The organism is Chitinophaga sp. (assembly GCF_036569125.1).
In the GTDB taxonomy this organism is placed as follows: domain Bacteria; phylum Bacteroidota; class Bacteroidia; order Chitinophagales; family Chitinophagaceae; genus Chitinophaga.
Genome location: NZ_DATCRF010000211.1, coordinates 1 through 12,381, shown reverse-complemented (window position 1 = coordinate 12,381; position 12,381 = coordinate 1). Strand labels below are relative to the sequence as shown.

Here is a 12,381-nt window from a genome sequence, read left to right as displayed (position 1 = left end):
TAATACCTTTCCGGGCCATTGGCTCATCATCCGTAATTACACATTTGATCCTGATCATAATCCTATATTTAAATTAGCCGTAAAGCTTTGTCCGTTATCATGAGTGTCCAGCGTATACCGGTTGGGGTATAGCAGGGCCAGGCGCCGTTGCAGGTTATCGAGCCCAATGCCGCTGCGGCCCTTTCTTTCCGGAATGATCTCCGGCTTGGCATTGCTTACCTCAAACTGCAGCTGCCCGTTATTCAGCCGGGCCGAAATATTGATCCAGTATTCGCCACCGGCATATTTAAAAGCATTTTCCACCAGGGGTAATAAGAGCAGCGGGTACACCTGCTGCCCGTCCAGCGCTTCGTCAAACTCCACCTGCAGGTTAAGATGGTCATTCATCCGGCTTTTTTGCAGGTGAATATACGATTGCAGGTACTGTAATTCCTGCCGGATGGAAACCAGCTGCTGCTGGTCGTACAGCTGGTAACGCAGCAGCTCCGAGAGCTCTTCAATGGTTTGTTTGGCCCGGCTCACATCTTCATCCATCTGGAAATATACCGTATTCAATGCATTGAACAAAAAGTGCGGATGGTACTGCGCTTTCAGAAAACGTAACTCTGTTTGCAGCTGATCGTTACTGATCTTTTCTATCTGCAGCTGCTGCTCATAACTTTTTCTCATAGAAGCATTTCCCCTTATAAAAGCGTAGTAAAACAATAAGTACAGCAGTGGTATCAGGTAAATAAGCACCGCATCGTACCAGGTGATCCCATCGTCCGTAAGGGCGGCCATGGGGATTATGAATACAGTGCTTACCAGCTCCACATACAAAGCTACCACAGCAAACTCCTTCAGCAAACCCCGGTTACGTACCGGTGCATTAAAATGACGCTGATTTCTTTCCAGTAATTTATGAATCCCCCATATGTTAATGTAGCTGATAAGGGTCACCACCGCTAATTCAATGGCATTAACAGCCCAGGGCCTTAGCCAGAAACGGGTACCGGTGATCACATCATTTACCAGGCGGATGGTCATATAAATGAGCAACCCGTAAAAAACCGGAAATATCAAACGCCACCATTTATACTGCATAGTCATGAAGTTAAGCAAAGATCAGTAAACTTTTTATGATACAACCAGCTCCGGTGCTACCTGCAGGGCCGGTTGCGGTACCGGCGTTTCACTTACCGGAGCTTTTACCTTTTTCTCAGGAGGCTTCATACCAAACAAGTAACGGGTAAGGGCAAACGGTTTTATAAATACATGGTAAATGCCCATGCTTATACATAAAGAGGTGATCACAATAAAGCCGTACTTCATGCCAATGCTATCATTGGTTTTTACTACGTACCAGGCAATGATCACGATCACGGTTTGGTGCAGGATGTAAAAGGGATAGATGGCCTGGTTAATATAATCCATCACCTTTACTTTCCGGTTCAGGTATTTTTTACCATACCCTATCAGCGCAAATACCCAGAACCAGGAGTTCAGCGGCTGCCTTGCCAGGTATGGGTACATATACCAATGCTGATCCCAGTCCGGGACCCAGGTGCTAATTCCTACATTATTCCAGCGCAGGTAGTTAATGAACCCCAGCATTACCAGGGCCATAGCCAGCGAAAAGCGGCGGTTACGTTCCAGGCTGTCCATCAGGGCAGGTTGCAGCATGCAAATAAAGCCTGCAACCAAAAAAAGCATCCAGTACACAAAAAAGCAGTAGTCATGCACCAGGTCACCGGTCATGGGATATTTCAGCACGGTTAATGAAAACCATGTGGCGGAAGGAAGCATTAACAGGTATACATTCTTGCCACGGGCAAAGAATTTCAATTTTTCAACAAAACCTTTGGCCCTGGGGGAAACAGCCCATCCGAAAAAAGGCGTCAGCAACAGGTCAAACACCAGCAGGTAGGCAATAAACCACAGGTGATGCCAGCTGGTATTGCCATGCGGGTAAGGGCGCATCTCAAAAATGGAAGGGTAAAAATTCCAGAAGTTACCCTTAAAACCCTGGTTTAACCGCTCCATATAGATCTGGGGCGGCACAATCAGCAGCATACCTACCAGCAGGGGAATGAACAGGCGCTGGAAACGCAGCCACATAAAACCGCGGGCGCTTTTTTTGCTGACCATGAACCAGGAAACCGTTCCGGAAATAAAGAACAGCAGGTGCATGCGGAAGCGGCTAAGCCAAAAGGCAAACTCCGTGAGCACATTGCTTTGAGTGGCATTGTTCACATGCCAGGGATCATCTATCATAAACGGACGGGCGGAATGGAATAACAGCACGCCAAAGATCGCTGCGATACGCAGCCAGTCAAGGTAAGTTTGTCTATTTGTAGGTTGCATCTTTTTTTTTACAAACCTAACAACTGTAAAAGCCTTACAGCCCTGTGTTTTGACCACCTGCAATTTTGGGGTGACATCCCGCACACTGCTACCCTGCCGCAGTAGGCTGCTGGCCCTTTATGTGAATTAAAAAAGTTAGTATATTGATTATGATAAATCCTATTTCTGCACTCAAATCCATTGAAAGATGAAGAAAACCTGTATTTTCCTGGGCTTTGCCCTGGCAGCCGTATGTAGCTGGGTACCTGTTAGCTCTACCCCCTGTGAGGTAAGTCCCACTTTTTTGAACGGGAAATGTAAAGCCGAGTACATTGAAGGACACGCGTATTATTACTGTGGTTCTCCAATAGCAACAGAAAAACCCAATTGTACGGCTTATGTACAATAGGAGAAATTATCAGTGGGCTACCGTAATGGTAGCCCTGCTGTTTTGTATAGCCACCGCCTGTAAAGAAACCGGAGCGCCGGTTGTTCAATCCTGTACCACTGTTACAGACAGCCTTATACCCCTGAAGATCAATATTGGAAAACCATTGAACCTGTACCTGGATAGTATGCTGGTAATAGGCGTACAAACACCGGTGCAATACCTGGAAAAAGAAAATGCTCTGCTGATACTGGATACCTATGGCAAACGGCTGCTGCAATACCCGCTAGCAGCTGCTGATACCATAACAAAACCCAGCCGGACGCAGGCGCTGCACCTGAACGACAAGGTGATGTACATGCATTACCTGAACCGCGATAGCCTGCTGTTGTACACCTATGGCCTGTTCCGCCTGTCTTATTATAACCTGGATACTGATACCGTATATAAAACCCTGCCTTTTTACAAAAAAGTAAAGACCAGCTTTGCCTATAATCCTGCGCCACCCAATGCCAGCAATGCGGCGCCTATTATTTTAAAGGGCAATAACATTATTGGCGCCGGCTATTTAATGGGCGAGCATGACAGCGAAGTACCGGCAGGGCGTACGCTCTTCTCCATCCTTCACTTACCGGATGGCAGCCTGCAGCACAAGGTGCCTTACTCCGCTATTTATAAAACCGGTAACTGGGGCGGCTCCCATATGCGCACCACTTATACGGCGTACAATAAACAACAGGGAGCATTATTGCTTAGCTTACCGGCAGACCATTACCTGCAGGTGATTGACAGCGCATGGCACATAACCACTGTATATGCAGGCAGCCGGCAAAAGTTCTGCATAAGCTCCATGCCCATACCTAAGAACAGCCCGCAGCTGCAGGACCCGGATAATGCCCTGCGTTACTTTACAAACACGCCTGCTTACCGGGATATTATTTATGATGCTTACCACCAGCGCTATTACCGGGTATTACAAACCCCGCCTGCCGCCGCTGAGCTGAATGCGCAGCAGCTGGGTGAAAAACATGCCACGCTGATCGCTTTTGACAATACCTTTCATTACCTGGGCGAAGGTCCCTTACCCAAAGGGCTTGCGCTGGATAATTTTTTTGTAACGGAACAAGGCCTGTATTTTCTGAATGTAGCTAACCATGACCAAAACATTGGGCAATATGTACACATCAACCCGGAATTATAAGATCTTCCTATATACGTTACTGTTATGTTTTACGGCTTGCTCCGCACCACCGGACCAGCTGCTGCAGGCCTTACATGCGGTGGATGCAAAACCGTTACCGGCCGGGCACTACGTGGTAATACCCAACCAGGGTTGTGAAGGCTGTATCAGCACCGCAGAAGATTTTGTGAAAAGGAATTATACCCGGTTCCCACAGGCGAAGTACATTTTTACGCGGGTGCAATCCATTAAATTATTACGGATAAAACTGGGTAATGAAGTAATGAATAATAGCCGGGTATTAATAGACAGCAACAACATGATCCATTACCCCGAGCAGGGAAAGGACATTTACCCAATGATCGTTACCATTAAAGGAAATGCAATAAAAGGGATCACTTATCAAAGCCCGGGATCAGACGGGTTAGCTGAGCTGCTGCGGGAATAGGAATTATTTTTTCCTGCGCCCTGATACCGGTAAAGATTGCCGGCGAATATATGGAGACTTTTCTTCACAATGTAGCCGGGTATACTCAATCTTTACAAGTGCAGGTACACCTTGCCATTATTCTCCGTTAACCGGTATATTACAATACCCTGTTTTGCAGGCCCTGCTTTCAGCTGCCCGGTACTTACATCAAACTGGGAGCCGTGCCAGGGACATTGCACCGTACCACAGATCATAGCGCCGCCTGCCAGTGAGCCGCCTTTATGGGTGCAGGCGTCATCAAAAGCAACATAACCGGCTTCTGTTTTACCGATCACAATGCGTTTCCCCTGTACATGCACCAGCTTCATCTGGTCGGTCTTCAGCTCATCGCTGTTAGCTACCTCTATCGGTTGATGGTCACCGGTAAAACGTTCTTCTTTCCACTTACCACCGCCCGCATAACGGGTAAAAACGCCTATCTGGTTACGGTACACCAGCGTACCACCCATCCAGCCGGCAAAGCCCAGGAGCACAATCCCCGCCATTTCCAGCAGCAGAATGCCAAAGGCCGGTATGTAAGGGTTACGCTTCAGCAGCCAGGCGGTAAAGAACAGCGCCAGGTTCAGTACGTTCAGCACTCCGTGCCGGGCAGCCCGCTTTTTACCGGAGCTTTTAGGGGGCACCGTAAATACGTAGTCAATAATACCGGGTACGGCAGCCAGTAGAGCTGTGGTAATGCCCGCTATTTGCATACACGACGCCACAAAGGCAAAATCATAACGGTCGTTCACTAACGCCATTATATCAAATAAGAGCGTGCCTATAAAAAAGGCAATGGGAAAAGTAACCAGTATAGGATGAAGCGGATGCCCCTTAATATGAGCAGTACTTTTCATGGTGGTAAGATTTTGTTTTGGTATATAAAGGCTCTATCAAAAAGTTTACCTGTTTATGGATGGTAAACCGGCCGGCATGACTTACATTTATAATATTTTTATTATATCCCCTGTAAAATTCATGCGCATGTTACTGTTTGCGAAGATCCTCATAGGCCTGGTAGCCCTGGAACACCTGTATATACTTTGGCTGGAAATGTTTGCCTGGACCACAGTGGGCAAAAAAACCTTCCGCTCTTTGCCGGCCCACCTGTTTGAAGAAACCAAAACGCTGGCCGCCAACCAGGGACTGTATAATGGTTTCCTGGCGGCCGGCCTGATCTGGTCGTTGTTTATTTCAGATGTAAGCTGGAGCCGGAATGTGGCCTGCTTTTTCCTGGGCTGTGTGATCGTAGCCGGCATTTATGGCGGGCTTACCGCTTCAAGGTCCATTTTCATAAAGCAGGGTTTACCGGCTGTTATTGCATTGATCGTATTGTTGCTGGCCTGATAAATTCATTACTTTGCGGCCTGTTTGAACAGTACAACCTGCATGGCAAATAACAGCAAAACACTGGTAATACTTATACCCGGTTTCCCGGAAAATGAAGCAGATACTACCTGCCTGCCGCCGCTGCAGCTGCTGGTAAGGTCCCTGAATAAGGTGTTCCCCGGGTTAAAGGTGGTAGTGGTAGCCTTTCATTATCCCTTCTTTACACATACCTATCAGTGGCATGGCAATACCATCATCAGCATGGGTGGTAAGTTCCGTAACAAAATTCATCTCTTACACTCCTGGTGGAAAATATGGCGGCAGCTGAAAAAGCTGCGGCAGCAGCATGATATAGCAGGGCTTTTCAGCTGCTGGTGCGGCCCCTGTGCGTTGATAGGCCATTATTTCGGAAAGCGCTATAACATACAACATCATACCTGGCTCCTGGGGCAGGATGCAAAAAAGTCGAATAACACGGTACGATATATGCGCCCGGCGCCGCAGGAGCTGATAGCCATATCAGATTTTTTAGTGGCGGAGTTTAACCGCAATCACCACATTAGGCCGCAGCATGTAATACCTATTGGCGTGAATACCGCCGACTTCCCCCCCGTTGCTGCACCGGTGGATATTGATGTACTGGGTGTTGGCAACCTGGTACCGCTAAAGCAATACGAGATCTTTATTGAAGTTATTCATGCCGTAAAACAACATTTCCCCAACATTAAAACCGGCATATGCGGCAAGGGAACAGAAGTGCATCGTTTACAGACGCTGATTGCCCAATGGGGCTTACAGGATAATGTACAACTTTACGGCGAGCAGCTGCACCGCGAAGTGCTACGGCTTATGCAACGCAGCCGCATTTTACTGCACCCCTCCTCTTACGAAGGTTTTGGTATGGTGATGCTGGAAGCATTGTATGCAGGCGCACAGGTAGTAAGCTTTGTACAACCCATGCAGGCTGCTATTCCCAACTGGTACATTGTAAAAGATAAAGCGGCGATGGTGGAACAGGTGCTTACCCTGCTGCGCCAGCCGCCTGCACAACGGCAGGCGGTATTACCCTATGAGATGAACAGCAGCGCCAGCGCCATTATGCAGCTCTTCGGCTATAATGAAGTAATGACCTCCTGAATTTTTTTTGCAATAGCCTCAAAGGAAAGCTGTGATTGAAACTGCGCTAATACTTTACTGCGCTCCGCAGCCACATCCAGCATGGTAACCTGTAAAAGGGCCTGCAGCAGCGCCGCCTCTTTACCTGGTGCGTATAATACACCACAGTGGCCGTTATCAGTGAGCAGCTGAAAAGAAAGGATATCTGTAAGCACCGGGATACATCCGCAGGACATAGCCTCGCACACCGCTATGCCACTCCCCTCATAATGTGATCCGGAAATAATAAAAGGCACGCTGTTATACCAATACAGCAGCTCCTCATGCGGCACCTTTCCTACTAAAATAATTTTGTCTTTATAGGCCGCCTCACTTTGCAGCAGGCTTTCAATTTCCGGCAGCAATTCCGTGGTATGATAGATCATATACAGGCGGGCCTCCGGGTAGTGCCGGGTAAATTGCAGGAAGGCGCGTACCACTGTCAGCGGATCTTTATTTTCATTCAACCGCCCTACCCACAGGAAAGCGGGGGCACCCTGCACACCTGTTCTATCCCTTGCCTGGGACTGCGCCACGGGATAAAAAACAGACGAGCCTTCCATAACCCCATGGATTTTACCGGTGCTGCGGATATGCGCCTTTTTCATCCAATCCAACCCCATTGGCTGTGAGGTGAACAGGTAGGCATCAATACAGTAAGCGGCCAGCTGCTGCAGGTAGCGCTTAGGCCACCGCGAGGGCTTTTCCGCATGGTGCTGGGCAATGATCTTTACCCGCCGGCCTAATTGCAGGCGCAGCTGAATTACCTGCCAGGCAAAATGTAAACCGTGCACAAATACCACATCCGGCTGCAGGGCTTTTATATAGCGGTGCTGCTGCCGGGGAAAAAGAACGGTTCTTTTACCAAAATCCATAAAGCGGTAATCTACCCCGTTTTGCTGGTACCGGCCTTCATAGTCAATCTGTTCAATAGAAATGACCTCATTTTCCCGGCTTAAGGCCTCCGGTATGCCGGTATAAAAATTAGTGCGCTGCAGCCATTCAACCGGACTTTTAAAACCGGAAGAACATACATAACTTGCAAATACGATCCTCATAAAAAAAGCCGCCCGGTGACAGGTTAAAAAGATGGAGCAATGATAGGCTAAATTCCGAAGACAAATTTTTTCATACCAGGCAACCTTTTATGGTGGTGGTACGTACTGTAACTAACTTATATTACTAAAATAAGTTACGGATAAAAATATATTGTCATTCAATCCAGTACATATACATGAGACGTGTTGTAAAATACCTGGTCACCCGCTTTTATAAGCCTTTACTGGTCCGGTACCTCTCTAAAACAAGGAAGTATACCTTTAAAGGGGTACAGCTTTTAATTCCGCCGGAGGTATTTCACCCCGCCTTCTTTTTCAGCACCAAGTATTTACTGCGTTACATCAGCGGCCTGCCCCTGCAGCAAAGCTCTTTCCTGGAGCTGGGCGCCGGCAATGGCCTTATTTCCATTTTTGCGGCCGGCAAAGGGTCAAATGTAATGGCCACAGATATTAATCCTGTTGCCGTTGAATACCTGGAAAAGAACGGGCGCGCCAATAATGTGAAAATGGAAGTGATCCACTCCGACCTGTTTGAGCAGATCCCTTCCCGTACCTTTGATATTATTGCCATTAACCCGCCTTATTATAAAAAACAGCCGCAAACCTTTGCGGAACATGCCTGGTACTGCGGCGAGAACGGGGAATATTTTGACCGCCTGTTCCATTCCCTGCCAGGCTATATGCATGAGCAATCCACCGTGTTAATGACGCTGAGCGATGGCTGTGATGAAACCATGATCCGCAACCTGGCCATTAAGAATGGCTGCCGGTTAAACCGTGTACATTCCATGCAGAACCTGATGGAAGAAATTTACATTTTTAAGATTGAGCGCAATTAAATAATAACTGCATGAGCCGTATACTTTTTTCCCACTCGTACTTTATGCGTTTTGATCCTAAACAATGGTCAATGGGGCAGCCGTATGCACCCCTGGGCACCCTGTATGCAGCGGCATTAATGCGGGAAAAAGGTTATGAAGTATCGCTTTTTGATACCATGTTCGTAAGCAACCCGGATGAAGTATTGCCCAGGATAGTAGCCCATCAGCCCAACTACTTTGTGATCTATGACGACGGGTTCAATTATCTCACCAAAATGTGCCTTACCAACATGCGGGAAGCCGCTTTCCGCATGGCCAAACTGGCAAAGGAAAAAGGTTGTACGGTTATTGTTTCCAGCTCCGATTCCACTGACCATTATGAACAATACCTGGATGAAGGCGCTGATTTCATCCTGATAGGGGAAGCAGAAATGACCTTGCTGGAGCTGGTAACGGCCATTGATAATAATGCAACAGACCATTCCGGCATTACAGGCCTGGCCTACAAGCAAAACGGCCATGTTGTTAAAACGCCCGGCCGCAGCGTAATGCGCGACCTGGATGCTTTGCCCATGCCGGCCTGGGACCTGGTGGATATGGAACCTTACCGCCAGTCGTGGCAAAAACATGTGGGTTATTTTTCCATAAACATGGGCACTACGCGTGGCTGCCCTTTTAAATGTAACTGGTGCGCCAAGCCCATATATGGCAACCGTTATAATTCCCGCTCCCCGCAGCATGTAGTGAATGAAATAAAATACCTGCGCAAGCAGTTCAACTTTGACCACATCTGGTTCTGTGATGACATTTTTGGTCTGAAACCCGGTTGGGTAAATGAGTTTGCCGACCTGGTAGAAAAAGAGCAGCTTTCTTTCCGGTTCAAGATCCAATCCCGCGCCGACCTGCTGGTGCAGGATAATTATGTAAAAGCGCTGGCCCGCGCCGGTTGTGAGAACATCTGGATGGGCGCTGAAAGCGGCTCCCAGAAGATCCTGGATGCTATGGACAAAGGCACTACCATTGAGCAGATCCATAAAGCCACCCATCTGTTAAAGGAACACGGTATTAAACCTTCCTTTTTTATACAGTTCGGTTACCTGGGTGAAACTAAGGAGGATATTAATAAGACCATTGACATGATCAATGAGCTGCTGCCTTCCAGCATAGGCATTTCTGTATCCTATCCCTTACCGGGCACTGTATTTTACGACAAAGTAAAAGCAGACCTGAAAGAGAAAACCAACTGGACAGATTCTGATGAGCTGGCGCTGATGTTTGAGAACACTTATCAACCGGCCTATTACAAGCAATTATACAGGTATACACATAGGAGCTATCTTAAACACCTGGCTTTTGCCAACATTAAGCACCTGTTCACTCATCCTAGTAAGGCCACTAAAAAAACTTTACGCAAAGCCCTTTCAGCAGCCTATTATATACCGGCGGCCTTTATTGCCAAACGCAAGCTGCATACGCTGGAAAAACCTTCTTCTTCAAAAAAATAATTACCCGGCATGGTACAGGGTGAGCAACATACAATAGATGAGCAACAGGCGGCAGCTGCCTTTAGCAAGCAGTCGGCTATATTTGATGCCATTTATACGCCTAATAAGATCATTCAATATAAACGGGCCCGTGTACGGGCGCAGGTAGAACGTTTCCTGGCGCCGGGCAGCCACATCCTGGAGCTGAATGCCGGCACGGGAGAAGACACGGTATACTTTGCAGCAGCCGGCCATCATGTGCATGCCACTGACCTGGCCGAAGGCATGCTGGAAAAACTGGCGGCCAAAGTAAAGGCGCATCAATTAAATGACCAGGTATCTGTTGAAAGATGTTCCTTCAACGACTTACCGGCCTTACAGCATAAAGGCCCTTACGATCTTATATTCTCCAACTTTGCCGGCTTGAATTGTACCGGGCAGTTAGGAGAAGTGCTGCATTCCTTTGGGCCTTTACTGAAACCCAAAGGGCAGATAACCCTGGCCATACTGCCCCCCTTTTGCCTGTGGGAAACCCTGCTGGCGCTACGCGGCGATTTTAAAACAGCTTTCAGAAGATTTAACAGTAAGAACGGGGTAACCGCTTATGTAGAAGGGGTACCCTTCACCTGCTGGTACTACAAACCTTCTTTTATTACCAAAACATTGCAGCAGGATTATGAGTTACTGGCCATAGAGGGCTTGTGCAGTATTGTACCGCCTTCTTACCTGGAACGCTTTCCGGATAAGCTGCCCCGCTTGTACCGCTTTTTAATGAAGCTGGAGAACCGGTTCAAAAGCCGGTGGCCCTGGAAGCATACCGGGGATTACTACATTATTACATTGCGGAAGAAGTAGGCTGATTAATCCATCACTAAAATATACTTTGCCTTGATGGTGTTCACATTTTCCTGGTAACGGGAAAGGATCTTTTGCTGGAAGTGATGGGGAATAGGTTTGCAATAATGTTTGTCGGTTACCACGCTGCCTTTTATAAACCCTGTGTGTGTGGCCCTGTTCAGCGCTAATAACTTTTTCCATCGTTTGGTAAAAAATTGCATTATCCGGCTATCGATCCGGTCGCCCAGCTTACCATTCAGTAATCGCTCCATTCCCCTTTTAAGAATAGGATCGGCCAATTCCTGTAAGGGAGCTTCCTTAAAGCTGGCATTAGGCAGGTAACTATAGATCCATTTATTGGCTGAGGCAAAAGAATTGAAAATTTGTTTACCCTGCGCCGGCAGTAATGTTACCACCTCTACGGCGGTAAAAATATTGTGCTCTCCAACTTCCAGCATATGCTCGTCTATATAGTAATTCAAACAGCATAACCGGCGGAGCCCCAGCCAGGCAAAAGGTTTAATAAATAAATGATGTAAAGTCCTGGCAATCCACAACCGGTTGGCGGCTGTGATAATAAAGAAATCCAGGTCAGATCCTTTATAGGCAAAGTTCTTGGACAAAGACCCTGAAATACCTACTCCCCGTACATACGGGAACCAAGATAATACCCGTGCTACCCGCATGGCCTGCTTCAATTGTTTCACCGCCATCTGGTTGCCCTGCTTTCTCCGCTCAACTAATTGCGGATCGCTCTTGCAGCTGTAATAATGGCCATGCTGCCATAGTAATTGTTTATCCAACAGGGATTTCAGGGCAGCGGGCAACACCTCTCCATGAACCGGCTGGTCCAGGAAATGCCGGATCTCTTCCTGTGTAACCGGGTAGTTAAACAGGTCAAAATAAGCCACCACTTTAAGTATGCTCTCTCGAAGTTGTACCATATATGGGAAACGGTCTATAAAGTATACGGAGAGTGACGCTTATAGGTTGTCTGCCAGGGTAGAAAATATTAAAAAAATCGGATGCTGTGCCGGCAGGCGCACACAGTACCAAAAATACGAAAGGGGAAGCATTCCTTAAAACAGATAGCTGGCGCTGAGCTTCAGGTAAAAAGGCGTACCTGGTGTAAAATGGATCTCCGAAACCGGGGCCGCTTCATATTGCAGCCGGCTTTCTGTATCAAACTGTGTTTCTTTCCAGCGTACATCAAACAGGTTCTGAACAGCCAGGCCAATCTCGTATTTAGCACGCACAAAGTTCAGGTAAGCATCTGTTACAAAATAACCCTTTGCCACTACGCTGTTATCTTCATTGGCCGGCCGGTCACCCATATAA

At 47.5% G+C, this 12,381-nt stretch carries 12 protein-coding genes and 1 pseudogene; 7 read left to right on the top strand and 6 right to left on the bottom strand.

Annotated features, from left to right (window positions below; all coding sequences use genetic code 11):
* Positions 1–54: 54 nt before the first annotated feature.
* Together VIM87_RS07515 and VIM87_RS07510 are read right to left on the bottom strand one after the other, a co-directional pair.
* Positions 55–1,083, bottom strand: a complete 1,029-nt coding sequence (locus VIM87_RS07515) for a sensor histidine kinase (RefSeq protein ID WP_331996385.1) — start codon at positions 1,081–1,083, stop codon at positions 55–57.
* Positions 1,084–1,116: 33 nt separating this feature from the next.
* The gene (locus VIM87_RS07510) at positions 1,117–2,343 is read right to left on the bottom strand and encodes an acyltransferase family protein (protein ID WP_331996384.1); all 1,227 of its coding nucleotides are present in this window, start codon (positions 2,341–2,343) and stop codon (positions 1,117–1,119) included.
* A 377-nt stretch (positions 2,344–2,720) separates the two neighbouring features.
* Between VIM87_RS07510 and VIM87_RS07505 the strand changes: the two genes are divergently transcribed.
* Both VIM87_RS07505 and VIM87_RS07500 read left to right on the top strand, forming a co-directional pair.
* Entirely contained in the window at positions 2,721–3,911 is a 1,191-nt protein-coding gene (locus VIM87_RS07505; protein WP_331996383.1) for a DUF4221 family protein, read from the top strand.
* Positions 3,886–4,338 carry a hypothetical protein gene (locus VIM87_RS07500; protein WP_331996382.1) on the top strand — a complete coding sequence of 151 codons (453 nt, stop codon included), beginning with the start codon at positions 3,886–3,888 and terminating at the stop codon, positions 4,336–4,338. Before VIM87_RS07505 ends, VIM87_RS07500 begins: the two co-directional genes overlap by 26 nt.
* A gap of 92 nt (positions 4,339–4,430) precedes the next feature.
* Here the strand turns inward: VIM87_RS07500 and VIM87_RS07495 are convergent, their stop codons facing one another.
* Positions 4,431–5,216: a DUF2231 domain-containing protein gene (locus VIM87_RS07495; protein ID WP_331996381.1), complete on the bottom strand. Its 786-nt coding sequence runs from the start codon at positions 5,214–5,216 to the stop codon at positions 4,431–4,433.
* Between the two features lie 127 nt (positions 5,217–5,343).
* Here VIM87_RS07495 and VIM87_RS07490 point away from each other — a divergent pair, with 127 nt between their 5' ends.
* Both VIM87_RS07490 and VIM87_RS07485 read left to right on the top strand, forming a co-directional pair.
* Positions 5,344–5,706: a DUF1304 domain-containing protein gene (locus tag VIM87_RS07490; RefSeq protein WP_331996380.1), complete on the top strand. Its 363-nt coding sequence runs from the start codon at positions 5,344–5,346 to the stop codon at positions 5,704–5,706.
* A 42-nt stretch (positions 5,707–5,748) separates the two neighbouring features.
* Positions 5,749–6,825 (top strand): glycosyltransferase, encoded by a 1,077-nt coding sequence (locus VIM87_RS07485; RefSeq protein WP_331996379.1) that lies wholly within the window; start codon positions 5,749–5,751, stop codon positions 6,823–6,825.
* On the opposite strand, the gene VIM87_RS07480 is transcribed toward VIM87_RS07485, so the two are convergent.
* Positions 6,801–7,901 carry a glycosyltransferase family 4 protein gene (locus VIM87_RS07480; RefSeq protein ID WP_331996378.1) on the bottom strand — a complete coding sequence of 367 codons (1,101 nt, stop codon included), beginning with the start codon at positions 7,899–7,901 and terminating at the stop codon, positions 6,801–6,803. The two genes, VIM87_RS07485 and VIM87_RS07480, sit on opposite strands and share 25 nt — an antisense overlap.
* Positions 7,902–8,077: 176 nt before the next feature.
* Between VIM87_RS07480 and VIM87_RS07475 the strand changes: the two genes are divergently transcribed.
* The 3 genes from VIM87_RS07475 to VIM87_RS07465 are packed head-to-tail and all read left to right on the top strand — an operon-like array spanning position 8,078 to position 11,061.
* Positions 8,078–8,740: a HemK2/MTQ2 family protein methyltransferase gene (locus VIM87_RS07475; protein ID WP_331996377.1), complete on the top strand. Its 663-nt coding sequence runs from the start codon at positions 8,078–8,080 to the stop codon at positions 8,738–8,740.
* Positions 8,741–8,751: 11 nt separating this feature from the next.
* Positions 8,752–10,227 (top strand): radical SAM protein, encoded by a 1,476-nt coding sequence (locus VIM87_RS07470; protein ID WP_331996376.1) that lies wholly within the window; start codon positions 8,752–8,754, stop codon positions 10,225–10,227.
* Between the two features lie 9 nt (positions 10,228–10,236).
* Positions 10,237–11,061 (top strand): class I SAM-dependent methyltransferase, encoded by an 825-nt coding sequence (locus VIM87_RS07465; RefSeq protein WP_331996375.1) that lies wholly within the window; start codon positions 10,237–10,239, stop codon positions 11,059–11,061.
* Between the two features lie 5 nt (positions 11,062–11,066).
* On the opposite strand, the gene VIM87_RS07460 is transcribed toward VIM87_RS07465, so the two are convergent.
* Both VIM87_RS07460 and VIM87_RS07455 read right to left on the bottom strand, forming a co-directional pair.
* On the bottom strand, positions 11,067–11,987 hold the full coding sequence (locus VIM87_RS07460) for a hypothetical protein (protein ID WP_331996374.1): 921 nt from the start codon (positions 11,985–11,987) through the stop codon (positions 11,067–11,069).
* Between the two features lie 135 nt (positions 11,988–12,122).
* A pseudogene (locus tag VIM87_RS07455) lies at positions 12,123–12,381 on the bottom strand (TonB-dependent receptor); the annotation flags it as partial.